Below are 23,013 nucleotides of genomic sequence, written 5' to 3'. Positions count from 1 at the left end.
ATCGCGTTCAGGCTGGCTCATGAAGCTCACGACGGAACGATCCCTTCTCCGACCCGGAAGCCGCAGCGCGCAAGCTCATTGAGATCGCCGCTGGCATTCAGGCCATCCAGGACGGCCGGCTTCCGCGCGACGCTGGCTCAAAATCTCAATTTTTTGGCGCATGATAGCAAGCTTTGTTTGGCCGCAATGCGCTAACGCCCGGCACTATGCAAGTACGACAAAAAGCGGCTGCGATAATCAACACAGTCGCACGAAAGGACCGCGGTTCGCTAGGACGTGGCTTCAGACTCCTAAGACAGCATGATCGTTGTTCCTGGCTTCGGTTGTTTGGCTTGCCGCTTGGTTAGTTGCGATGGTCTGGATGTTGTTCAGATTGTAGTCCGCTCGGTCTCACGGGCTAACATCGTGCTTATTGCAGCCGATCGCTTTTCCGGATGAGTTATTGTGAGCAGCGAAGCCGTATGCCTGATTTGTAACCAACCCCGAGTGCTCAAGGGCGCTTTTCCTGTCGCAAAGGGTTTTGACCTAGGTTTCTACGAATGCGTCAGCTGCGGCAGCGACCTGTTGCTTGTTGCCAGAGCGTCCAAACCATCGGTACCTAAGCTAGGGAGAGGACGACCTTCTCGCAGTCAACAGCTCAAGGCAATTGACGCAGCGCTAAAGAAATTTGCTCGGATCGCAGTTGTTCCAAAACAGAAAGGCCCGCCAGCGTGACGAGCACGCTGGATCTTGAGGTCGGACTTCGGCTTCAGCTTGAGCAGCTCCGCGATCGTCGTAGGGCGGGTTTCATGACCACTACTCGCTCGACTGGGACCGGCGGGCTCAGACCGATATGGACAGCGCTACGCCCCGCAGAACGACTACGACTACCAGTAACGAACGGCATCCATGCCGCCGAGGTCGTACTCCTCCATGATGAGGCCGCCCAGCTCGCGAACTTCTCTTCTTCAGTGTAGGGCGGCTCGTGATAGAAGGTGCCGTTCTCCGCCAGCTTCCTGACCATGCGCGACTCCTGCCTCCGGGCAATTGTTCCACCCTAACGGAGAGGAAATCATCGTGGCACTAGGTGCAATAACCATTAAGCCGTATGCCTCGAAAACAGGTTGGCACCGAAAAGCAAACATCTGACCTGAAATCGCGAGTCTTAACACCGCGTCTCCGATAAAGGGTCGATGCCGCACGATAGCGTGTTGGCTTCCCACCGCCTAACCGATGAACCGTTACGACATCATATTCATGTTGTCTGTCGCTTGGTTCGCTGTGGTCAGCGCGCTGATGGCTTGGATATTTTTCTGGCATTGAAAGCGCAATGAAAGACGTTCGAGCCCAACTGGAAAAGCTGCGAATAGATGCCGCCGAATGCGCGCTGATCCGCGATCTCGCAACTGATCCGAGAAAGCGTGAGCTTTTCACAAAGTTGGCCGCTCATTTTCATGTGCTTGCATCGGAAGTCGAGCGCGTGATCGTTGCGGATCAGCAAAGCAAAGTCTGATGTTGCACGCCTTGTTTCGTGTGCACTTGGAGCAGAGGATGCAAACCCGCTATCCCATATTCAAACCTTGGACAGCCGAAGACCACCAGCGGCTTAAAGTTCTGGCCGCATCGGGTCATCGTCCCGACCAGATCGCCCACGAATTGCAACGGACTGAGGCAGCCGTGCGAGCGCGCGCGTGGCAGTACGGCATTGCCCTGCGGAAGAAAAATGGCACCTAGGCCGAAGTCGGGTGACCATCGCCGCTGCTCCGGTTGATCGATCGTTCGGCTGACAGTCCTCTAATGGAGCGCGCGCCATGGGTCGAAGACGCCATTCTGCTGGAGCGTGTGCCGGTCGAAGGGCCAACCGCAGCTCAATATCGCCTGCCGCGTCGCTTTCGTGGTCGAGGACTGGCTGGACGATCCCGCCGAGCATGACCGCTTCTGACGCGTCACCCGCGCGCGCCTCGGCAAGGTCCATCGCCTCTCAGGTCGCGACCGCGCCGAGATCGAGCGAGTGCTGGCGAGCAGGTTCCGAGGCCAGTGCCGATTGGCGCCGGACGGAGATTTTCAATTGACGGTCGCGCCGACATGACGATGATAGCCCGTTACGTAACGGAGGGAGATCGTCATGGGTCTCAACAATCTTGAGCGGCAGGCGCGATGGCGAACCAAACGGAAGGAGGAAATCGAGCGACTGCGCAACGTCGTCGCCGAACAGTCCAAGCAATTGGCCGAGGCGCGAAGCGAAATCGAGATTGCCGCCCTTCAGCAAGAGAACGCGACGTTGAAGATTGCGCTTGCTGATGAGCGCAAACAGCATGCAGCAACCAAGGCCATGGCGGCCAAGCCCGCGCCGCCGCCGATTGATCCTGACGAGGTGGCCCGCCTCAAGGAGACGAACCGCAACCTGCGGCTCGCGCTGCAAGAAATGAAGAAATGGTATGAGGAGGAAAGTCGCCGGAAGGGCATCATGACGTTCGCGACTTACGGCAAGCTCATGAAATGCTTGCATCCCGACAGCCAGCCAACCGACGCGGAGAGAAGTGAGGCATGTGCGCTGCTCGGTCAATGGAAACAGGATGGGGATAGAGTGCGACGCCGAGCCCAGAAGGCCAGCGTATGATCTGCGGCTGTCCGATCTGGAAAGCTGCGGGAAGTCGGCGCCATCCTCCGAGGCGCGGCAGCGCGTCAATGATGAATGACACCGTATAGCCAGACCATCAGCACCGCCAAAATTACGAACCATAGTCGAGACGAGCTGTTCCCCGATAGCCACCGCTGCATCGTGGCGGAGCCGTTCATTGCGGGCGGGACGGGGCATTGGACTTGTCTTGCAACTCAGCCGTCAGCGACTGTGCAATGTGGTTTGCCCGTTCCCGCGTCAAATCGATCGCCGGATTGGTCCCGATCATCGCGGGTCCCTTACGCGCGCGATCATAAACCATCCAGCCCTTGCAGCCTTCACGCACCAAGTATCTGGGCGGACCATGCTCCTTGTCGGTCATCTGTTGCGCCTTTCGAGAAGGGGTGCGCAAACGCAACAAGAAACAATTTGGAAAGCCAATTTATTTTATTCCGACAGAAAGATGCTGAGAGATAGCAAGATGCTGAGGGCTGTCCGTGTCAAATCACATCGATTGTCAATTTCTTACCTGAGCCGTGGCTCACCCACGCCAAGGCTTCGACTTGGCATGATGCCGAGGTCGCGACGACCACAGTTGAACATGCGGTCGGTTTGGCGGCGTCTCTCGTGATCCGCCATCTCCGTGGCGTACCCGCCGCATGTCCCGCGTGCGGCTCAACCCGGCTATCTCCTCAGCGAGGGTTTCACTCAAGCGTCCCCGATGTCGAGTGGGAGCGGCCGACATGCGACAAGTGCGGTTGGACCGGCGAGCCGGTGCCGATCCTCAGTGATCCTGACGCTTACGCGGCGGAGGAGGAAGATAATCCGCCGCCTGAGGGCGAGTGCATCATACCCACCGTGCCGCTCCGGGAACTTCTGAGGCCGTCCCGAAAGGATACCGAGTAAGCCGCCCCACCGCGCTCACACCAAGGCGGCGTCTTCGCTCCGCGCCAAGCTGCACTTGAAACGAATAGGGGAAGTAGCGTACGCTGGAGCCATTGGGGATAAGCAGGCTCCCCGTCAGACATCCGTCCAAGCTCTGCGCAACACGCGATCAGTCGTGGAGCTTGCGCATGGACACCCAACGACATCCCTCTCTTCGTTACACTGTCGCTATCGTGTCGCGAGGCGATGCCTCCGCACGTCGGGACACAACCCGGCAGAACAGCCGGTTCGTCCACGTCTTCGAGGCTCTTGCCGCCGTCGGCATCGACGCGCACCCGGCGATCTACGATGAAAGCTTTGCCGACGAAGTCCGTCACCAATTGCTTGCGGTTGACGGCGTGCTCGTCTGGGTCAATCCTATTCACGAAGGGCACAACCGCGCCAACCTTGACGCGCTGCTGCGCGAGGTCGCGCTGCGCGGCGTCTGGGTGAGCACCCATCCCGATGTGATCCTCAAGATGGGCACCAAGGAGGTGCTCCATCGCACCCGCGCGATGAGCTGGGGCAGCGATACGGCGCTCTATCGAACCGCGGAAGCGATGCGCGCCGAATTGCCGGAGCGCATCGCCTCCGGCCCGCGCGTAATAAAGCGCAATCGGGGCAATGGCGGCCAAGGCGTTTGGAAGGTCGAGATGCTTGCAGGCACACCCAACCGACCAATGGTACGAGTGCTGGACGCCACCAAGAGTACTTCGGAGGAGATGGCACTGGACGCACTTCTGGAGTTGTGCGCCGGATATTTCGAGGACGGTTGCGTAATCGATCAGCCGTTCCAGCCGCGCCTGAGCGAAGGTGTAGTGCGCTGCTACATGGCAGGTGATAGGTGCGCCGGTTTTGGCCACCATAAGGTCAAGGCGCTCGTCGAAGCGCCGACCGCGCGCGCCGAGGCCGGACCACGCCTCTACACCTCCAATGCCGATCCACGCTTCCAACGCCTGCGGCGGCTGATGGAAGACGAGTGGACACCACAGCTCACTTCCTTGCTCAACATCGCGCGCCGCGACCTGCCGTCAGTCTGGGATGCGGACTTCATGCTAGGACCACCCGACGCTAACGGAAATGACAGCTACGTGCTTGGCGAGATCAACGTCAGTTCCGTGTTCCCGATCCCCGACGAAGCGTCCGCAGAGATTGCGCGGACGGTGATGGAACGGTTCCAGCCCGTGCGATAAGAGCGAAGGAAGCTGTCGCTCAAGAAATCGTCATCCCGCATACACTATGGTTGATTGACGCCCTCCGCAGCAGGAGTTCTATTTGGGGCACGGGGACAGCGATCTCCCCGCTAGGCGACATGCCCAAGCATCGCGTCCTGACACTTACCAAGGGCGCAGCATGTCCCGTGTTAGACCTCCATTTTCCAATCCGAGAAGATGTTTCCGATTTGTCGGCACGACAGCGCGCCGACGCGGTTGACGTGCGCACAGCCGAAAACGTCGCGGTCCGGTCGTACCTATTCTCTCACAAACGTTGTGGGCAGGACTTCACGGAGAAACAACATGAACGCAAGAGCAACTATCACAGCCTTTGTAGTCACTGCCCTCATGCCGACGATCGCCGCAGGACAATCAATCAACTGGAAGAAGGTTGATACCGCTCTCGGCAAAACGGCGACAGTTAGCGGCGAAGTCCATCGCTACGGGCTGCCTCGATCTGATCTCAAAGTCACGCTCGATGGCGTCCAAATCAAACCGGCTCTGGCTCTCGGCGGCTGGGTCGCCTTCGCGCCCATGCACAGTCAGGCGATGGTCATGGGCGATCTCGTCCTACTTGAGACCGAAATAGCTCCGGTGATGACTATTCTTTTGGACAAAGGCATCGAGATCACTGCGATCCACAACCACATTTTGCGAGCAACGCCTGCGACTTTCTACATGCATGTCGCCGGTCACGGCGATCCAGAGAAGATCGCAGCCGCCATCCATGAGGCGCTTTCGACCGCAAGCAAGACACCGTTCGGACCACCATCCACTACCGCCAGCGCGGCGTCGGCCATCGACCTCGATACTGCCAAGCTCGACGAAATCATCCATGCCAAGGGCACCGCGAACGGTGGAGTTTTCCAATTCGGAATTCCCCGTCGTGATCCGGCAACAGAGGGCGGCATGACCGTCAGCGGCGCGATGGGCGGGGCCAACGGGGTGAACTTCCAGCCCACCGGAAACGGAAGGGCGGCCATCACCGGCGATTTTTTGGTTACAGGCGACGAGATCAATCCGCTTATCCGCGCTCTTCGCGCTGGAGACATCGAAGTAACCGCGATCCATAGTCACATGATCGACGAGCAGCCGCGTATGTTTTTCGTCCACTTCTGGGCGAACGACGATGCCTTGAAGCTGGCGCGTGGCATTCGTGACGCTCTTGATAAGACCGCCGTCGCGCAGAACTAAACAAGACGACGCATGTCTGGTGAAGGGCGGTCGCATGATGAGGTGTCCCGCGTGCAGACCTTCTCATGGCCACGACTGACGGTGGTCTCCTCCGCAGTTGTCCCCCCCCACCGCAGCTGAACTTGGGCGTTTATGAAGCACGAAACATTGTGGCTCATTGTACCGGCTATCGCCGTCACAATTACGTTGGCAACAATAGTTCTGCTCATTGGCAGGTAAGCGTCCCGGCATATGCTTCCGCGCATCCGAGTCTCGCGCATGCCTCTCGGTTGCGGTTGGATTTTGCTCGGGAGATCCAAAGCAGAAGCCGAAAGGGCGATACGTCAGCGGGGCATTGGATTCGCAATTCCTGAGTTCGACGACCACGAGGTTCAGCTCTGCGCCTTCGATATTTTGGTTGAGGCAGTGATGATCTCCGCAAACTGCCGCTGCACTTGCGGAAGAACAACCTGGAGCGACTGCTCGCGCGCCGGCCGGACGGCATCGCCGTTGCGCCTTTTCGAGCGAGGCGAGATCGGCCCAGACCTATTCCGTGCGGCGCGTCGCATGGGCCTTGAACGTCTCGTCTCGAAGCATCGCGAGCGGCCTTACCGCGGTGGACAAAAGTTCTGGATCAAGATTAGAAACCGAAGCCATCCAGCCGTGGAGCGCGAGCTATGAGCCCCTATCCATACCCCTGAACACCGAAATGCGGTGGTCGTCCCGCCACAGCTCGACTGCTTCGCCGTCCTTGAGTTGCCTAGCAGGGGCCTTCGGCCTCGTCTTGGCACAGCGGCATCATAGTGCCGGCGCGATCGCTCGGTTGCGGGACTGGATTCTGGGTGGCGCAATTGGGAGATGCTGGCGATATGCTGAATGCCACCTGTTGCCTCTCCTGCAGCCCTTGGGTTGATGCGTGAACCTCGCAGCAGCCGAAACATACTCACATTCATAGTCTAAAAAATTTGCTCAGAAGCAGGGACGTCGCGATGCTGGTCGTGCGCTGGATCCCGCTAATCGGCTTTATCGCGCCTGTGGGGCTATTGCTGACGCCGCTACCGGCGATGGGGCGCGACCTCGACGGGCGTTACGCGAATTCTCTACTCAAGCCGTGGTTTGACCAACTGAAAAGTGGCAACGGCCTCTGCTGTTCGTCTGCCGACGGCTACGTTGTCCAAGACGCCGACTGGGAAGCGAAGAACGGTCACTATCGCGTACGAGTGCCAAAGAGCCCCGACTCCAACATCATGGTATGGGTCGATGTGCCGGACAATTCCGTCATCAGCGAGCCTAATAAGGCCGAGCGGACCATGGTCTGGCCTGTCTATTTCGAAGGCGATACCGACGACGAAGACTATCCATACATATTTATCCGCTGCTTTATGCCGGGGAGCATGACCTAGATCGGCAGCTCCAACGCCGAGGAGGTGATGGATGAGGCGAAGAGCGTCTGCTTCTGGCGTTTTAGCTTCTTTGGGTGTGAATGGGTTCACAACGGCGTCGCCAAGCGAATGCTATGCTTCCAGCCATTCAACTGCCGACTGGGTTTTTTTGAAGAGGGTCTCTATTCCGAACAGCCTCTAGGAGAGGGTCATGTTCAAACAATTCCTTCTGGTCGCGGCAATTGCCTCTCTCACGTTAACGACATCCTCTAGAGCCCATTGCGAATATGCTTTGGAGCGGAGCGCGACCACCGGGTCGCGTCCGGTTGCGTTGCATTCTGATGTAACTCAAGCTGCGGAAGATTTGTTCGATGAGATTGTGGCTTGGCTCACATCAAATTTTGACCTGCCTGCCATCAAAGAACGTCCCGCCATTGAATTTTCTTCGAGGATGGAGCTTGCGAGGTTGCGTGCAAGGGACCTTGCTTCTTCTCAAAGCTTCATAGGAAACGATGGGCAACTCGCTCAGCGCGAGGTTGTCGCACTCTACGACAACAATACGAGAACGATCCTGCTTCCTGACGATTGGGGTGGGACTTCGCCGGCGGACCAATCGGTCCTGGTACACGAAATGGTTCATCACCTTCAAAATCTAGGAAAGCTCAAATTTGATTGTCCACAGGCGCGAGAGAAGACGGCCTACCTGGCTCAGGCTAAATGGCTAGAGCGGTTCGGAATGAGCCTGGAGAAAGAGTTCGACGTCGACATGTTTACGGTGCTGATTTCTTCAGCATGCATGTATTGATCGTGACCAGTCGATTTGGTCGCTGTTTGACGATTGCCTTTCCGAAACAGCGCAAAGCCAAGATTTCGTAGGCACGAACTTTTCAACGGATTTGACGGATGGCCAAACTCTTGGTGGTCCTTGCAATTGCATTGGCGATCCTGGTGATGGCGCGGGGGCAGCAGAATCAATTTGTACCGCAGCCAACAGAACCACTGCCAGCCGCGCTTATTCCCTGAGTTATCCTAAGGTGACGCGTTCGTGCAATCAGCCGGTGGCGCACAGGTCCACACATGGCCCACATCGACAGACCCCGACGGCTATCGACGTGTCGGCTGTGAGGGGTAAATCCGCCATGGCCGCGACGCGGAGACATCCACACGAATGGTATCGGCTCAAGCCGAGGCGGAGATCGGGTCGCAACCCCTTCCGGAGGGTCCGCCTGAACTGATATGATAATCAATACACGGCTTGGGAGCATTCATGCGGCGGCGCGATTTCATCACGCTGGCAGGGTGGCTGGCGCTGCTGTCGCCGCGCGCTGCTTTCGCGCAGCAAGGCGTGGGCCGTATGGCGCGGATCGTCTATCTCGGACCAACCGGCGCCACTGTGGTCGACCCGCGCCAGATCGAGGGCTTCAAGCAGGGCCTGCTCGAGAACGGATTGATAGAGGGCCGCAACGTCACCGTCGATTATCTTTGGGCGGATGGCGACCTCGCCCGGCTGCGGCAGCTCGCCGCCGAAATCAGCAAGGGCGGCTACGACGTCATCGTGACCGTGAGCGGGCCGGCGATCAAGGCACTGATCGCCACGGGGACGACCGCGCCAATTGTCTTTGCGGTTCTGGGCGACGCCATCGCCAGCGGCATCGTGACGTCGCTGGCACGGCCGGACGGCAATGTCACCGGACTCTCGATGTCGAACGCCGACCTTGAGAGCAAGCGGATCGAGATACTGAAGGAAGCGGTGCCGGCCGTCACACGACTGATGGCGCTGCAAGACGCCATAGTCGGTGCGGTCGGCCTGCAAGCAGCGGCTGCAACCGCCAAGGCACTCGGCCTCGAATTCGATGTCGTGGAGGTGCAACCGGATCAATTCGAGGCCGCGTTCGCGGCTGCTGTTGGCAAGGGCGACAACGGATTGACGGTGTTCGCCTCGTCCTTCTTCAATTTCCACCGCCGGCCGCTGATCGATCTGGCGCTCCGTTATCGCTTGCCGTCCATCTGGGAGGCCGCCACCTACGTCAGGGACGGCGGGCTGTTGTCCTACGGTCCAAGCTTTGCCGACATGTACCGCCGCTCGGCCGGCTATGTTGCCAAGATACTCAACGGCGCCAAGCCGGGAGACCTGCCGGTCGAGCAGCCAGTGCGATTTGAGCTATCCGCCAATCTTAGGACGGCGCGATTGCTCGGCATCACCCTGCCGCCAACGTTGATCGCCCGCGTCGACGAGGTGATCGAATAAACGCCGCCTGCTGGCCCATTTCGACCAGCCTAATCGCTCGTCAACACGTCGGCTTTCAGAACTAGGCTGGCAACGGCCGACCCGCTTCAATATCGACGCGAATGACCCATCTGCGACCTTCGGAACTTGAGAGAGAAAAGCCATCTATGAGAGAAGCACCGCCATAGAATACGCGATGAGAATGATATCACATCAGCCAGCACATATCTTTGCGCCGAAAGCTTGCTGGCGAGATCGACTCTTGGCCCGAAGAATAGCTTCGTCGCCGGCTGATTAACGGGTCCAAGGGCATCAAGCGCACCAGCAGTTTTTGGATTCGCCGACCTTAAGGCGGCTGAACAGTGCCGCCAACCGATCACCTTTGGCTTGTTGGGCGGTGAAAATCGATCAGCGGCTAGGGCGATTAGAAGGCCGGCCTTCATTCGAAGGTGCGGGCTCAATCGAGCGTTGGATCCGGGTCGAGTGTCACTGGTTTTGCGCCCGGTCGATCGACCCATTGTTTGCCGGTATTGTTATAGGTGAAACTCGTAGCGGTTTCTGGCAGCATGGTCGCATTCCAATTGTTCCATTCGGCGGCGAGACGATCGTAGATATCCTTGCGTCGCTCTTTCAGATTGGCGCGCTCCATCGGATCGTCAGCAACGTTGAACAGAAATGTATTGTCGAGAATCTTTAGATATTTCCAGTCCCCGATGCGCGCGGCACGCTGCCAGAGCGCCTTGTAGCGCCAAAACAACCGCCGCTCCACCGGAGGCGCGCCCTCCGAGAGCTGTGGCAACAGATTCATCCCGTCCGATGGATAGGCCGGATCTTGTGCTGCGCCGGCTGCGGCAAGCAGCGTCGGAAGCCAGTCCATATTCGCGGTCACCTGCTGGCTAACGAGCCCCGCTGGAATGCGCGCGGGCCAGGAGACGAGGGCAGGAATGCGCAGACCACCCTCCAAAAGCTCCGTCTTTCGCCCATTGAAGGGCCAAGTGTCGGAAAAGCGTTCGCCGCCATTGTCGCTGGTGAAAATCACGATCGTGTTGCTGGCGAGGCCGTGGTCGTCTAGCGCTTTCAAGACGCGTCCAACCTGATCGTCGAGTGCAAGTATCATCCGCCGATACGTCTCGCGAGAACCGCCGTCAAGGTGGAACAGATTGCGTCCTGCGAGACGCTCGGCCTCGGCTTGGTCCTCCGGACCTTCCCAAGGCCAATGGGGCGCGCTGAAATGAAGACTAAGGAGAAACCGCTGGTCCGCTCGTGCATAATCTTCAATGATCTTCACCGCCCGATCGCCAAGAAGGGTGGTCATATAGCCGGTTTGAGATACTGGTTGGTCTTCGTCCCAAAGATCCGGCTTGCCCTCCGTGTCGACGTGGAGGAAATAGTCAACCGCGCCGCTTCTATAGCCGTAAAAATGGTCATAGCCGCTCCTCAAAGGACTAAATTCAGGCAGGTTGCCGAGGTGCCACTTGCCGACCAGCGTCGTGCCGTAACCGACCTTCTTCAGAAGCGACGGCAAAGTCGGATGCTCTGGCGGCAAGCCAATGCCCGGTTTTGTGACTCGCGTAATCGGCTCTTCCATTCCAACCGGCAATCTGGCTTGGTACCGGCCTGTTATGATAGCAACGCGCGATGCCGTGCAGACCGGCGAGTTGGCGTACGCTTGGGAAAAACGCGCACCCTGCATGGCAATGCGATCGATGTTCGGCGTCATGAAGTCGCGTCGACCGTTGCATGAAATATCCGCGTAACCCATGTCGTCGGCGACGATGAAAACGATGTTTGGCCTCTGCGGCTCGGTCTGAGCGAGAGAAGCGGAGGAGCCCAACGCCAAGGTAACGCCGCCGGACGCAGCGTTCCGCAGAATTGCTCGTCGCGTGTATTTTGTCCTCATCGCTTGTCCTCCCTTCCTTTGGACTTTTGGCCCGCCTGATATCGTGTCGCCCCCTGAGCCCGCTTTAGAGAAACTTGACCAAGTCTGGCTCGCAGACCTGACCGATCATATTCTTTGAGAGACTGAAGCCAAAGACCTCACGTTCGAACAACCGTCGCTATTCAGAATGACTCTATCATTTTCGAGACTGCAAAGGCACGTGGCGACGCTTCCCATGCTGCGGTGTATGAGCCTGTTCTTGGCCCATCAGCGGCGGGGCCGTGCGCAAGGTCCGAACACGGGAGGCATAGCGGACTAGATTTGCTCACGTTGAGTTCTTCGCCTGCTTAACCAGAGCCGACTTTGATCCATCACCGGTCGCCTGACACCCGTAAATAAGCAACCAAGTCAGTCGGTCGGCGCGTTCGCGACCAGTCGCCGCGCGACGAGAATATTGCTGATACACTGCAACACCGTCTCGCGTTTTTGATTTCGCAATAGGACTTGGTTTCGGACAATCCCCCGATCGGATTTGGACTTCGACTCGCGTTTTTCCAGAACCGTGATTTCCAGATCGAGCGCATCGTCCGGGCGTACAGCATTCGGCAGCATCAGCTCATCCCAGCCCAATCCGGCAAGGACATGAAGCCGCGGCTGAAGCCGGGTCGTCAACAAGATGAAGATGGAAAAGGTATGGGCGCTGGTTGCGGTTAGCCCCCCAAACACTGAACGCGCCGCAGCCTCCTCGTCGATGTGGCGGGGTATCGGATCATATTGTTTAGCGAATTGAATGATTTCGCTCTTGGTTACCAGATAAGGGCTAGCCCGGAGGCGGGTACCGACTTCCGCGTCTTCAAAGTACAAGTTTTCAGGGTACAAATTGCTCATCGAATTATCCCTCCGAGAACAGCTCGACTGAATCAATAAGGATACCAAGCTGCCCCGCGTCCATCGGCCCTTAGCGACAATATCCAACGTGTCGTCCGCCTGTCAGCTGCCGGGGTAAACCTAGGGCACGTTAACCGGTGGCATGGATGCGGTCGGGCGCGGCACGAAATCTGTTTGATGCTGGCCTCGTGTGGCCAACATAAGCGAAAACGCTATAAAGAGGATGAGAAGCCCTCGCATCACTCGCCCTCAAATTAGGGCATAGCCAACATAATGGCGAGCGCAGCCTCGCCGTTTCCCGGGCCGCCCGACGCAAAATAGAGCGCAGCAAGCGCGATTAACCCTAGGATGGCATAACCAGCAGTGATCCATCCGTCGTACTCTCGTGTCGCCCGAACTGATGACGCGGTATGATTATATTCTATGGTTGCCATGACCTCACTCCTTCGAGTTTGGCGCGCGATGGGCGCGCTGAGATGACGGCGAATGCCTCCCCGCCACTTGTAAAATGCGTCAGATGTTACTGGTTAGATCGGATGTCTTCACGCAAGGTGGCATGCTGTTCTATGCCGCCTGACGCGGTTACCCTGAAGCATCGTTGAAACCACCAAACCAGACTTCGGGAGAAAGTGGTAACGTGGTCTGGCACGTGCGAGAAACCTGTGAATTCGATCATGCATCTGGCTGCTCTGTTTCGGCGTGCGAGCACGCTTTCGGTCGGGCACTGGCTACCGGATGGTTGGGGCTTCTTTCGTCGCGATGCCATCGCTACCCCGATCGCCAGGGCCGGCAGGATTGCCGGCATCCCGATCCGCTTCTGGGATTTCGTCGCCAACAACCGGGACCAGGAGCTGCTTTCGCATTTCGGCGAGGCGGGCACGGCAGTATTCACGGTAAAGCATGTCGACCAGGGTGGACATGATCGAACCCTCGCTTGATCATCACCGTTGACGTCCTACGCGGCAAATTTCAACCATTTCAACGGCTGCAAACATACAGTGCCGGAGGTAAACTTGTGTCCGACGAACTCTGATGATGGTGTGGCGGCCAAGGCACGACACGAAATCGGTATCAGAGAACTGCCGGTTCTACAGAACAGTCTGCGCCGCGGGTCGTTGATTTCGACCAATCGCGAATGACGCTAGAAACTGGATTTACACTGGCACCTACCAGAGACGTCTAAATTGGATCCGATGGCAGCAATTAGAAATAGAGCCATCACGACCGTCACCTCTTAATGGCGATTTTTGGCACCACGCTTTCACAATCACTATAGGCGTAATTTTCTGGCCGCCACGTGAACCAGTTCACATCAGCATTGATCACAGGTGAATGAGACTAGCACGTCAATGGTGCAACTTCTTGGACTCATGCGCACGGCTTAAGATATGCCAGTGCACGAACTGCAAATCACAGATACCGACCGTAATTTGCCGCAGCATCTAATCCCGACGTCTTATCAGGGCTGGAGGTCCCCATGTCTACGGACGCAGCCGAATTCGTGTCGCATCGATTCTCGACGCGCGAGCTTCCGGAGCGGATGAGAGTCCCCCTATGGCGGGAGAACTTTGGGCGAGACATAGTCCACGTCGATATAGAGCCCTTGTCGGACGTTCCGTTTCAGGCTGACGCAACGCTGCAAGCCGTCCCGGGTTTGCGCAGGCTCGCACTGAAAGGCTCCTCCATGCAATTCAAGCGCCTGCGAGCAAGCATCGCTGATGGTGACGACTCGATTGGAGTCATTGTCTGCTCTCCCGGCAGAAGTCTGCTGTCGCAGCGCTGCCAGGAAATTGAGCTTCGCGCCGGCGATGCAGTCGCAATTCTGCATTCCGAGCCCGTCACTGTCACCTATGTCGACGGATTGCTATTCGGTCTGGCCGTGCCCCGCGACGCGCTTGCACGGCGCGTGACGAATGTCGAAAGTCTCGCCATGCGGCCGATTTCTCACCGAAATGAAGCGCTCCGACTCCTCATGGCTTATCTAAAGTCGGCATTCAAGGATGGGGCTCTGGCCGCCCCCAGGCTGCGTGATGCGGTCCTGGCTCACATCCATGATCTCGTGGCGCTCGCGATCGGCGAGCGCACTCCCTTAGGCGAGAGCAGTGTGAGCGCGGTCGGGGGTGTGCGCTACAGCGCCGCCCTCGATTACATCGCGGCACACTTTCAGCAGCCAGAGCTTAGCGTCGAGATGGTAGCGCGCCGCCAAGGCATCTCACCTCGCTATCTGCAGCGACTGATCGCGTCATCAGGACTATCGTTCACCGGGCACGTGAATGAGTTACGTCTTCAACGGGCGCTCGAGCTGCTAACTGAGTCTCACGCAAGCACACAGCGAATTTCCGACATCGCGTTAGAAGCCGGCTTCTCGGATGTTTCGCATTTCAATCGATTGTTCCGGGCTCGCTTCGGCGATTCGCCACGTGGCGTGCGTTGCGCCGGGAGCTGCACCAGGTGACCTGGAGCCGCGAGTGCCACGAGATCTGGGGCCTTGACCGCAATCCGAGCTATCATCAACGGGCCCGTCCGCTCGGCCGCGCTTGAACCGATTCGTGTCGATCAAGACATACGTGGGAATGGGAGGTGGCGGTGGCATCAACTCTGATCGGCAAGCAGGCCGTCGTGATCGGCGCGGGAATGGGCGGGCTCGCGGCCGCAGGGGCGCTGGCCGACCACTTCGAGCAGGTCGTTGTTCTGGAGCGCGACACTCTGCCCTCGGAGCCCGCGCATCGCGCCGGGACGCCGCAGGCGCGGCATGTGCATGGGCTGCTGCTCAGCGGCCAGCGCGCCCTCAGCGAGCTGTTCCCGGGGTTCGAGCAGGATCTCGCACGGGCGGGAGCCGTGCGGCTCCAGGCCGGTCTCGATCCTCGCCTCGAGCCCCCGGGCTACAATCCCTTCCCACAACGCGATCTCGGCTGGTGCGGTTACGCGGCGTCACGGCCCACCATCGAGCGCGTCGTGCGGCGTCGGGTGGAAGGTCTCGCCAACATCATGCTGCGCCAGCGCTGCCGGGTCACGGAAGTGTTGGCGTCGCCAAATGGAGAGGCGGTCACCGGCGTGCGCTGCGAGAGTGGCAAGGGCGCGAGCGAGACGATCGCTGCGGATCTTGTCGTCGACGCCTCTGGACGCGGCACGCCCACTCTCGCCCTGCTGCAATCGATCGGTCGGCCGCTGCCCGAGGAGACCACAATCGGCATCGATCTCTCCTATTCCACATGCGTCTTTGCCGTCCCCGACGACGCCCCGACCGAGTGGAAAGGCGTCATCACCTTCGCCCAGGCGCCGCACAATCGCCGGGGCGGCATCTTGTTTCCGCTCGAGGGCAACCGGTGGATGGCAACGCTTGGCGGCCGCCTCGGTGAGGTCCCGCCCGGCGATGCGGAGGGCTTCCTGACGTATGCTCAATCGCTTCGGACGCCGACGATCTACAATGCGATCAAGCACGCAAGGCGCCTGGACGGGGTCGCGCGCTACGGCTTCCAGGAGAGCATGCGGCGCCATTTCGAGCGGCTCGATGGTTTGCCCCGCGGGCTGTTGCCGATCGGCGATGCAATTTGTCGGTTCAATCCCGTCTACGGGCAAGGCATGAGCGTGGCCGCCCTGGAGGCGCGCCTGCTCCAAGGACTTCTCGAGAGACTAGCAGGAAACAGCGATCCAATCGCCGGGCTGGCACCTGCTTTCTTCGCCGAAGTGCCGACGTTGATCGAGACGCCGTGGTCGGTGGCCCTACTCGACTTCGCGTTTCCCGATACGCGCGGGCAACGTCCGGCGGATTTTGAGATGACGCGCAACTTCGGTATCGCCCTGACCCGACTCGCCGCCGAAGATCCGGCCGTCCATAAGCTAACCGTCGAGGTCCAACATCTGTTGAAGCCACGCAGCGTCTATCGCGATCCTGCGCTCGTGCAGCGTGTGCTTACGAAAATGGCCGAGGTGTGACTCTTGGGGAGGATTTGACGCCGTTTTCAAGCGGCCGACGTGCACGCCGCCGCAATGGATCAACCAAGACGTAATTGCTGCTGTGCATGAGTCTCTTCACGGTCGATTCCGTTGAAAAAGGCGAAAGTAACGCCACGGCAAAAACATCGCTGAAATTAACTTAGAGCGAGCTCCGGCAAGAAACGCCTTCGTAGTAAAGCTAGGAAGATCACCGAGCGATCCTGACTATGTTGACGCGATCTCCCACGTCCCGCTGCGTCAAACGCATCAGAAGTCTTCAGAAAATGGGCATGCTCGCGACAAAGGCCTTTTTCAACAGAATCGGCCCCAAGCCGAACTGCGCTTAAGTCGGTGTGATGTCGGCTGTCGGCGGTAAACCGGACGCCGGGGTGTGCTTGCCTCGACCGCCGCTTGTGATCCATCTGCGACATCAGCGCATTTTTGCTGTAACGCACAATACCCGCGCGGGACTTCCGCGAGCCATTTCTATTTCTTTTTGCCGGTCGCGAGGTTCGGCTGCCATCCCGCCCCCTCGCCCTTTTGGCTTGGGGCGGCGGCAGTTGTCTTGGCCTTTTCCTTCTTAGGCTTCTTCTTCTCCCGATTACTTCTTTGTTCGCCTCTGGCCATGTCAGCCTCCTTTGGTTGACGACAGGCTATCACCTCCGGGCGACAATGAGCTGGTTATTGTTAAGGAGCAAAGAGCTGTGACTTCCGAAATTGGGCTTGCAGCAGCCAATCTCAAATGTCGGCCCATGTCTGCTCTTAGGGGGGGTGAAGCAGACTCGATATGCTCAGTGTGAGTTCTTCCGAGTGTGACCCATGGCGGACGTAGGCAGTAAGTTGTCTTAGGCGACATCATGTAATACGTTTTTGTATCAGGCGTCAGAACGGTGGGGGATAAGATGCGCATGCTCGCGGCTATCCTATTGTTGCCCATTGCCGCTCTCGTCGTTCAACCGGCACGAAGCGAAGGTCCGCCCGCGTGGGCGTATCCGGTCAATCCGCCCGGCTTCAAACCAGTGCCCGACGATGGCAAGCCACGATCGGTTCCGGACAGCAGCGCGTCCTATGCGGTTCCGCAAACCCGAGATCTATTTCTGGCGCCGGTCTGGCATCCCGAGGACCATGCTGCGCTTCCCGATATTGTTGCGCACGGGAGGAAGCCCGACGTGTTCGCTTGCGGTTTTTGTCATAGGGCGAATGGTCAAGGCGGTCCGGAAAATGCTGACCTCGCCGGACTGCCAGCTACCTACATCGTTCAACAGATAGCGGACTACAAAAGCGGAATGAGAACGACGGCGGTGCAAAATCGCGTTCCGCAAACGCTGATGATCTCGCTCGCGAAAAGCGCAACCGATTCGGAAATCGCGTCAGCGGCGGCGTATTTTTCCTCACTAAAACCGCGCGACCGTATCCGCGTCGTGGAAACGGATGTCGTGCCGAAGACTTTCGTCGCCGGATGGTTCCTCGCCGATCTTGGTAATGGTGAGAAGGAACCGATCGGAAGCCGCATTATCGAGGTGCCCGAAGATCTCGCGCAGTTCGAGAATCGTGATAGCCGCGCCCGATTCATTGCCTATGTACCGTCCGGTGCAGTTAAAGAAGGAGAAGCGCTGGTCGCGAGCGGCGGCGGCAAGACGGTGGCGTGCGGCGTTTGCCATGGGCCAACGCTGAACGGGCTCGGCCCGATCCCGCCCTTAGCGGGCCGTTCGCCGAGTTATATCACCCGCCAGCTGTACGAGTTTCAGCACGGACAGCGGACTGGAGCATGGAGCCCGTTGATGTCCAATGTCGTCACTAACTTGACCGAGGATGATCTGATTTCGATCAGCGCCTATCTGGCGTCGCTAAAACCCTAGCGCGTCGGCGAAGTATCCGCTGTGTCGGGGGCATCCAATCGCGCAACGTTATGAAACAGCCGCGATGTCCGCTGCTGGCCCTTCGCGTCGTTTGCTGCGTCTGCCCAAAAGCGGTCGCTATCGGGACCGAAGCGGACATCGATTGGTAGTGAGCACTGCCCGGCTCAGTCGCGAATGTCTCTAAGCGGAAATCGGGCGTCGCCTGATCGGATTCACAAAATCCCGCTCAATGTGGTTTGCGACAAGGTGCGTGGTTTGCTCCCTAAATCGCGCGAGCCGTTCGCCACATGGGGTCTGAAGAACCCGATGTCGCCTTCGAAGGATGTGCAGAGGACTCAGTCGTTCAGAGATGAGCACGCGGCAATAGCCATCCCATGATCTTCTGATACGGATCGCGATGACTGCGAACGAATGCGTTCTCGTTCTGCTGTACGGCGGTCCTGGCGAATTCAGAAATCCCCTCCATAGACTGCCGTTTATCCTTCGGAAGTTTCGCCCATTGGCGAATGATCTTCCGGCGGGCTTCGCGTTGCTTTTCCCTTACGTCAGGCATCGGGACGCTCCTTGAAGAGGATTATTCCGGTCGACCTAGTATTGTTTGGGCTCACTAGAACTTCAACGTCCAATCAAGAGCTCTTTGCCCCTCTGATCGTGCAGCGCTATTCACGGGAGCTAGTCTCATATTGGCTTTGCAGGCCAGCAGCCCTAGAATTGCGGCGATCGCAGGACGGGCGAAATGCGGTATGTTTGCGACGCGCCGAAGGGCAAGACATGGTTCCGTATCGAGACGGAAGGTGAAGCGATGCATGAGTCGCGCCTGATGGGCCACACAGTTGAGAAATATTTCCGCCGCGAGCGGGAGAAGGCAGTCCAGTCCTGGCGTCCCGAGCGGCCCAACGCGATCGAGCGCGACATCGGCCTCGAGGCCCATGTACAGCGAGAGATGCCGCTTTTCCTCACGCTGCGCGACAGGGAGGGCAATGCACTAACTACGGCGATGCTGCCACCGGGTGGCAAGGATCGCGGCGGGTTCCGGATCATCATCGTTGCCGCATCCAATGCCGATCCTTATCCTCAGCAGGACGCGGCCATCGCTGCACTGGGAGCGTATTTCGGTCTCACACTCGATCGCAAGCGCTGCTTCCCCTACGGCCGCTAAGGACCCTGACAAGTATCGCCGCTTGATTGGAGCGATGTCGCCTTGTGGCCCTTCGCGTCATTTGCTGCGTCTGCACAAAAGCAGGCGCTATCGGGACGGAAGCGGACATCGATTGGTAGCGAGCGCTGCCCAGCTCAGTCGCGAATGACCCATCTGAGACATCAACGAGTTAGTCGGTTTCTGCGACCCCAGACCAATCCGGGCCTTCCAGAGCGCTGCCCTCGCCCGATAAGATGCCGGTTCTGGACCGGATACGATGTCGTCTGAAACCAGCCCGAACCGAGGAGGACGCCGTGACACGGATCACATCGATCGAGGAATTGGAAAAACTCTACGATAAGCAAAGGCTGGCATCTGGTGTGAAGGAGATCGACTACATCTCAGACGACTACCGAGTGTTTATCGACAAGGCACCGTTCGTGGTCATCGCGACAGTCGGGCCGGAGGGCCTCGACTGTTCGCCGCGTGGCGATCCAGCGGGTTTCGTCAGGGTGCGCGACAGGAAAACGGTGCTGATCCCCGATCGGCGCGGCAACAATCGACTCGACTCGCTGCGCAACATCGTGCGCGATCCCCGCATATCCTTGTTGTTCATGATCCCAGGTATCGGGAACACGCTTCGGATCAATGGCCGCGCCGAAATCCACGACGATCCCGCGTTGTGTGCCGAGTTCGAAATGCAAGGCAAGCTGCCGCGTACGGTCCTGTCGGTCACTACCGACAGCGTCTATTACCAGTGCCCTAAGGCACTCGTGCGCTCGCGGCTATGGAGTGCGGACGCCCAGATCCCACGCTCGGAACTACCGTCGATGGGCGCCATTTTGGAGAAGCTGTCGAAAGGCGACATCGACGCCGCCGAATTTGATAAGGCTTATCCTGCTCGCTTGAAAGCCGAGATCTACTGAGGCTGGTGCGGTAGCGTTATCGACCGAGAGTACCAAGTTCGTGACCCAGGCGACGGCCCGACGCTCGGTCGAACATACGCGGCGGCTGAGTTTCAGCTATTTCCGGTTATGGCCCTTCGCGTCATTTCGCGTGCGCGTAACAATCAGGTCGCTTTCAGGTAAGAGCCGACATCAAATAGCAGGCGGGACCGGCTGGCTCAGTCGAAGAGGAGCCGTCATCAGCCGCTCAGTTTTATTGTGATGCACAACGTGGCTCTCACTTAACGATGTGGTAGCGTGTCGGCCTCGCTTGGAGAGAGGAGCCGCATGGAGAGAGGAGCCGCATGAGGCGACGCGACTTCATGACGCTGGTGGGCAACGCGGCGACTGCGTGGCCGCTCGCTGCGCGTGCGCAGCAAGCTCAACGCATGCGGCGTGTCAGCGTGCTGATCGGCTTTGCGGAGACCGATCCGGATGTGAAGTCTTGGTTCGCGGCTTTCCGGGGCGCGCTCGCGATGCTGGGGTGGACAGAAGGCAGCAATTTTCAAATCGAACTTCGCTGGGCCAGCGATGATCTGGATAGGATGAAGGCAGTCGCAAAGGAGCTTGTCGATCTGCGACCCGACGCAATCCTCAGTGTGACCACGCCCGTGACCAACGCTCTTGTCCGCGAGACGCAGACAATTCCAATCGTGATCGTGACCGTAGCCGATCCGATTGCCAGTGGTTTCGTCACGAACGTCGGACGTCCGGGCGGCAACGTTACCGGGTTCGCGCTTTACGAGCCCTCGATGGGTGGGAAATGGCTAGAACTGCTCAAGCGTATCGCGCCGGGCGTGACGCGAGTGGCGCTGCTTTTCAACCCGACGACAAGCGTCCCGATCAAATTCTATATGGCTTCAATTCAAGCCGCCGCGTCATCGTTTACCCTCCAGGCCAGTGCTGCTCCGGTTCACGCCCAGGATGAGATCGAAGGCGTTATCGCCGCACTAGCGGGTAATCCAGGTGCCGGCATTATCGCAATGCCGGACCTATTCAACACGATAAATCGTGACGTGATTATTGCGGCGGCCGCCCGCTACCGCATCCCCGCGATCTATTTCGTTCGCTCTTTCGCGGACTCAGGGGGCCTGATCTCTTATGGGCCAGATTTCGCCGAACAATATCCGCGGGCAGCAGGGTACATCGACCGCATCCTCAAGGGCGAGAAGCCAGGGGACCTTCCGATCCAAATGCCAATCAAAGTACCGTTGATCATCAACTTGAGGACGGCAAATGCGCTGGGCCTCGACGTACCGCTGGGCCTGCTGAACGCTGCCGACGAGATTATTGAATAGGTGCGCAGTTTTTCCGCGATTGCTCACAGCCGGTTCTGGCCCGTAGCTGACCCTTTGCCGAGACCGCCGCAATGTCTAGTTGCATGAGACGAGCCGACCAAGGTCGGGCAGTCTGCCGAGGCCCGCTTGTGCCCTCTTGACCGACCGCCGGTCCAACCACCAACCGAGTAAACACTTGCGTTGGCATGTCATTCTTTCCCAGCCAATCGTGGCTCGATCGAAGATCACTGCGCCTGCTTCAAATAGGCTTCGACCTCCAACAGGTCCCGCTGCGCCGGAAATGACATGAGAGCCTGAGCCGGACTGCACCACGGGTAAGGAAGCGAAGATAGCCAGCGCATCACGGCATCGAGTTGCGTGCCTGACAGGATTTTCATGACTTCTATGGTGATGACGAGCCTCACCACTTTTCCGTCCTGATTGAAATGCCAGTCGTAACGTCCACATCCAACTCGCAGCGGCTGTCCGGTGGCTCTTGCGGACATCCCAACCAACCAATGGCACTGAAAGCGGGCTCGGCCGGGCTCGGAGGGTTGGGATAGGCAGAACGTATAGATGTTCTCGTATTCGACACCGAAGCGACGAACCAAAACGTCCTCCACGGTGCTCAAGCCGGTCGCCGTGCTGGGAAATGAAATGGCGTCGGTCTTGACCACCATCTCTAGTGCAGCGTCTTCAGAGAACGTCTGTCTCATCAACAACGGGCGGTTGCCGTCCTTGGCCAAGATATAGTTTCTTACTGCTTCGGCGGGAGACGGCATGGGCCCAAGCTTAGCACGTTCAAGTACCAATGCATCTCGCCCAGAGCGGCGTCCCGGAATATCTGCTCTCGTGACGCTGTCGGGGCCTAAACAGACGGGATCGCAGAAGGGTCCCGCACAGAACCTGGAGAGATGTCTGCGCACGAAAAGTGTCAGTAATCGGTACCGGTACCTGGTCACTTTCAATCCCGGCTCAGCGCCCCGGGGGCACCCACCACCCCTTCAACGACAGCTGTCCACTGTCAGAGCCGTAACGTGGCGTAGTTGGGCATACTTTGCTTTGTAGCCGGGCTTGAACCACCTCAGTTCAGTTGGCCCCTTCGCATCCTTGTCCCAAACAAACCAGCCATAGGCAGTTGTCCCACTGCTTTTCGGCTCGACACCGTTCGGGTAAAAGGTAATGCGCTCACTGAAAATCCAGACGCGAGTGGGCGGCGTCTTCAAAAAGATCGTATTAGCCCTGTTCGTGCCCTCCAAGAAGGCCAAACGCAGGAGAAGAGCGAGCTTTCGCTTCGCCAGCTTGACGCCGCTCGCGACAAAACCCTCGCCGCAATTATAGGGCGGATTGGTTAGATGTTGTCGGTCCTTTACGCGCGTTAAGATGACTGTTGGAGCCGAAGAATAGCAGTCGGAGGCTGAATCTGTTCTGCTGCGCTGCAATTGTTTGACATAGATCAACAAAGCCCAAGTGCCGATCTATTCGGTAAAAAGTGAGGGATCAATGATTGATGGGCTTCCGCGATGAGGAGTCCGATCGCAAGTCGATCCCTGTGCTGATGCTGCAGGACCGC

General features: G+C 58.4%; 24 protein-coding genes. 16 read left to right on the top strand and 8 right to left on the bottom strand.

The window, feature by feature from the left end:
• The 4 genes from SO156_RS42875 to SO156_RS42860 all read left to right on the top strand — a co-directional run.
• Window positions 1-195, top strand: a 195-nt coding sequence (locus SO156_RS42875) for a hypothetical protein (RefSeq protein ID WP_498539047.1), incomplete at its 5' end; no start/stop codon positions are given.
• A 1,114-nt stretch (window positions 196-1,309) separates the two neighbouring features.
• Window positions 1,310-1,492: a hypothetical protein gene (locus SO156_RS42870; RefSeq protein ID WP_498539046.1), complete on the top strand. Its 183-nt coding sequence runs from the start codon at window positions 1,310-1,312 to the stop codon at window positions 1,490-1,492.
• Between the two features lie 38 nt (window positions 1,493-1,530).
• Window positions 1,531-1,713, top strand: coding sequence for a hypothetical protein (locus SO156_RS42865; protein WP_498539045.1), 183 nt, complete (start codon window positions 1,531-1,533; stop codon window positions 1,711-1,713).
• Between the two features lie 391 nt (window positions 1,714-2,104).
• Window positions 2,105-2,599, top strand: coding sequence for a hypothetical protein (locus SO156_RS42860; protein ID WP_498539044.1), 495 nt, complete (start codon window positions 2,105-2,107; stop codon window positions 2,597-2,599).
• A 175-nt stretch (window positions 2,600-2,774) separates the two neighbouring features.
• Here SO156_RS42860 and SO156_RS42855 read toward each other — a convergent pair whose 3' ends face one another.
• The gene (locus tag SO156_RS42855; RefSeq protein ID WP_498539043.1) at window positions 2,775-2,981 is read right to left on the bottom strand and encodes a hypothetical protein; all 207 of its coding nucleotides are present in this window, start codon (window positions 2,979-2,981) and stop codon (window positions 2,775-2,777) included.
• Window positions 2,982-3,672: 691 nt separating this feature from the next.
• Between SO156_RS42855 and SO156_RS42850 the strand changes: the two genes are divergently transcribed.
• The 5 genes from SO156_RS42850 to SO156_RS42830 all read left to right on the top strand — a co-directional run bounded on the left by SO156_RS42850 (window position 3,673) and on the right by SO156_RS42830 (window position 9,540).
• On the top strand, window positions 3,673-4,716 hold the full coding sequence (locus SO156_RS42850) for a Cj0069 family protein (RefSeq protein WP_498539042.1): 1,044 nt from the start codon (window positions 3,673-3,675) through the stop codon (window positions 4,714-4,716).
• 324 nt (window positions 4,717-5,040) lie between these two features.
• Window positions 5,041-5,931: a DUF1259 domain-containing protein gene (locus tag SO156_RS42845; protein WP_498539041.1), complete on the top strand. Its 891-nt coding sequence runs from the start codon at window positions 5,041-5,043 to the stop codon at window positions 5,929-5,931.
• A 968-nt stretch (window positions 5,932-6,899) separates the two neighbouring features.
• Window positions 6,900-7,313 (top strand): hypothetical protein, encoded by a 414-nt coding sequence (locus tag SO156_RS42840; RefSeq protein ID WP_458145602.1) that lies wholly within the window; start codon window positions 6,900-6,902, stop codon window positions 7,311-7,313.
• A 190-nt stretch (window positions 7,314-7,503) separates the two neighbouring features.
• Window positions 7,504-8,097 carry a DUF6647 family protein gene (locus SO156_RS42835; RefSeq protein WP_498539040.1) on the top strand — a complete coding sequence of 198 codons (594 nt, stop codon included), beginning with the start codon at window positions 7,504-7,506 and terminating at the stop codon, window positions 8,095-8,097.
• Between the two features lie 462 nt (window positions 8,098-8,559).
• Complete coding sequence (locus SO156_RS42830; protein ID WP_498539039.1) at window positions 8,560-9,540, top strand: ABC transporter substrate-binding protein; 981 nt, start codon at window positions 8,560-8,562, stop codon at window positions 9,538-9,540.
• Window positions 9,541-9,976: 436 nt separating this feature from the next.
• On the opposite strand, the gene SO156_RS42825 is transcribed toward SO156_RS42830, so the two are convergent.
• From SO156_RS42825 to SO156_RS42815, 3 genes are all read right to left on the bottom strand, one after another.
• Window positions 9,977-11,419: a sulfatase family protein gene (locus tag SO156_RS42825; protein WP_498539038.1), complete on the bottom strand. Its 1,443-nt coding sequence runs from the start codon at window positions 11,417-11,419 to the stop codon at window positions 9,977-9,979.
• A 387-nt stretch (window positions 11,420-11,806) separates the two neighbouring features.
• Window positions 11,807-12,286, bottom strand: coding sequence for a MaoC/PaaZ C-terminal domain-containing protein (locus SO156_RS42820; protein WP_458145598.1), 480 nt, complete (start codon window positions 12,284-12,286; stop codon window positions 11,807-11,809).
• Between the two features lie 254 nt (window positions 12,287-12,540).
• A complete protein-coding gene (locus SO156_RS42815) occupies window positions 12,541-12,720 on the bottom strand; it encodes a hypothetical protein (RefSeq protein WP_458145597.1) in 180 nt (59 codons plus the stop codon).
• A 228-nt stretch (window positions 12,721-12,948) separates the two neighbouring features.
• On the opposite strand from SO156_RS42815, the gene SO156_RS42810 reads away from it, so the two are divergent.
• The 3 genes from SO156_RS42810 (at window position 12,949) to SO156_RS42800 (ending at window position 16,222) form a co-directional block, all read left to right on the top strand.
• Window positions 12,949-13,224 (top strand): hypothetical protein, encoded by a 276-nt coding sequence (locus tag SO156_RS42810; protein ID WP_458145596.1) that lies wholly within the window; start codon window positions 12,949-12,951, stop codon window positions 13,222-13,224.
• A 539-nt stretch (window positions 13,225-13,763) separates the two neighbouring features.
• A complete protein-coding gene (locus SO156_RS42805) occupies window positions 13,764-14,741 on the top strand; it encodes an AraC family transcriptional regulator (RefSeq protein WP_498539037.1) in 978 nt (325 codons plus the stop codon).
• A gap of 131 nt (window positions 14,742-14,872) precedes the next feature.
• Entirely contained in the window at window positions 14,873-16,222 is a 1,350-nt protein-coding gene (locus tag SO156_RS42800) for an NAD(P)/FAD-dependent oxidoreductase (protein ID WP_498539036.1), read from the top strand.
• A 486-nt stretch (window positions 16,223-16,708) separates the two neighbouring features.
• On the opposite strand, the gene SO156_RS42795 is transcribed toward SO156_RS42800, so the two are convergent.
• Entirely contained in the window at window positions 16,709-16,849 is a 141-nt protein-coding gene (locus SO156_RS42795; RefSeq protein WP_498539035.1) for a hypothetical protein, read from the bottom strand.
• Between the two features lie 275 nt (window positions 16,850-17,124).
• On the opposite strand from SO156_RS42795, the gene SO156_RS42790 reads away from it, so the two are divergent.
• A complete protein-coding gene (locus SO156_RS42790; protein WP_498539034.1) occupies window positions 17,125-18,081 on the top strand; it encodes a c-type cytochrome in 957 nt (318 codons plus the stop codon).
• Between the two features lie 343 nt (window positions 18,082-18,424).
• On the opposite strand, the gene SO156_RS42785 is transcribed toward SO156_RS42790, so the two are convergent.
• Window positions 18,425-18,634: a hypothetical protein gene (locus tag SO156_RS42785; protein ID WP_498539033.1), complete on the bottom strand. Its 210-nt coding sequence runs from the start codon at window positions 18,632-18,634 to the stop codon at window positions 18,425-18,427.
• Between the two features lie 183 nt (window positions 18,635-18,817).
• Between SO156_RS42785 and SO156_RS42780 the strand changes: the two genes are divergently transcribed.
• The 3 genes from SO156_RS42780 (at window position 18,818) to SO156_RS42770 (ending at window position 21,461) form a co-directional block, all read left to right on the top strand.
• Window positions 18,818-19,240, top strand: coding sequence for a hypothetical protein (locus SO156_RS42780; RefSeq protein WP_498539032.1), 423 nt, complete (start codon window positions 18,818-18,820; stop codon window positions 19,238-19,240).
• Window positions 19,241-19,533: 293 nt separating this feature from the next.
• Complete coding sequence (locus SO156_RS42775; RefSeq protein WP_458145612.1) at window positions 19,534-20,145, top strand: pyridoxamine 5'-phosphate oxidase family protein; 612 nt, start codon at window positions 19,534-19,536, stop codon at window positions 20,143-20,145.
• 323 nt (window positions 20,146-20,468) lie between these two features.
• Window positions 20,469-21,461, top strand: coding sequence for an ABC transporter substrate-binding protein (locus tag SO156_RS42770; RefSeq protein ID WP_498539031.1), 993 nt, complete (start codon window positions 20,469-20,471; stop codon window positions 21,459-21,461).
• A gap of 224 nt (window positions 21,462-21,685) precedes the next feature.
• Here SO156_RS42770 and SO156_RS42765 read toward each other — a convergent pair whose 3' ends face one another.
• Together SO156_RS42765 and SO156_RS42760 are read right to left on the bottom strand one after the other, a co-directional pair.
• Entirely contained in the window at window positions 21,686-22,186 is a 501-nt protein-coding gene (locus tag SO156_RS42765; protein WP_498539030.1) for a hypothetical protein, read from the bottom strand.
• 258 nt (window positions 22,187-22,444) lie between these two features.
• Window positions 22,445-22,900 (bottom strand): hypothetical protein, encoded by a 456-nt coding sequence (locus SO156_RS42760; protein ID WP_498539029.1) that lies wholly within the window; start codon window positions 22,898-22,900, stop codon window positions 22,445-22,447.
• Window positions 22,901-23,013 lie beyond the last annotated feature (113 nt).

It is taken from the genome of Bradyrhizobium sp. UFLA05-125 (assembly GCF_059803515.1).
The sequence above is the reverse complement of the archived record's forward strand: the minus strand, read 5'-3'. Positions and strand labels throughout refer to the sequence as shown.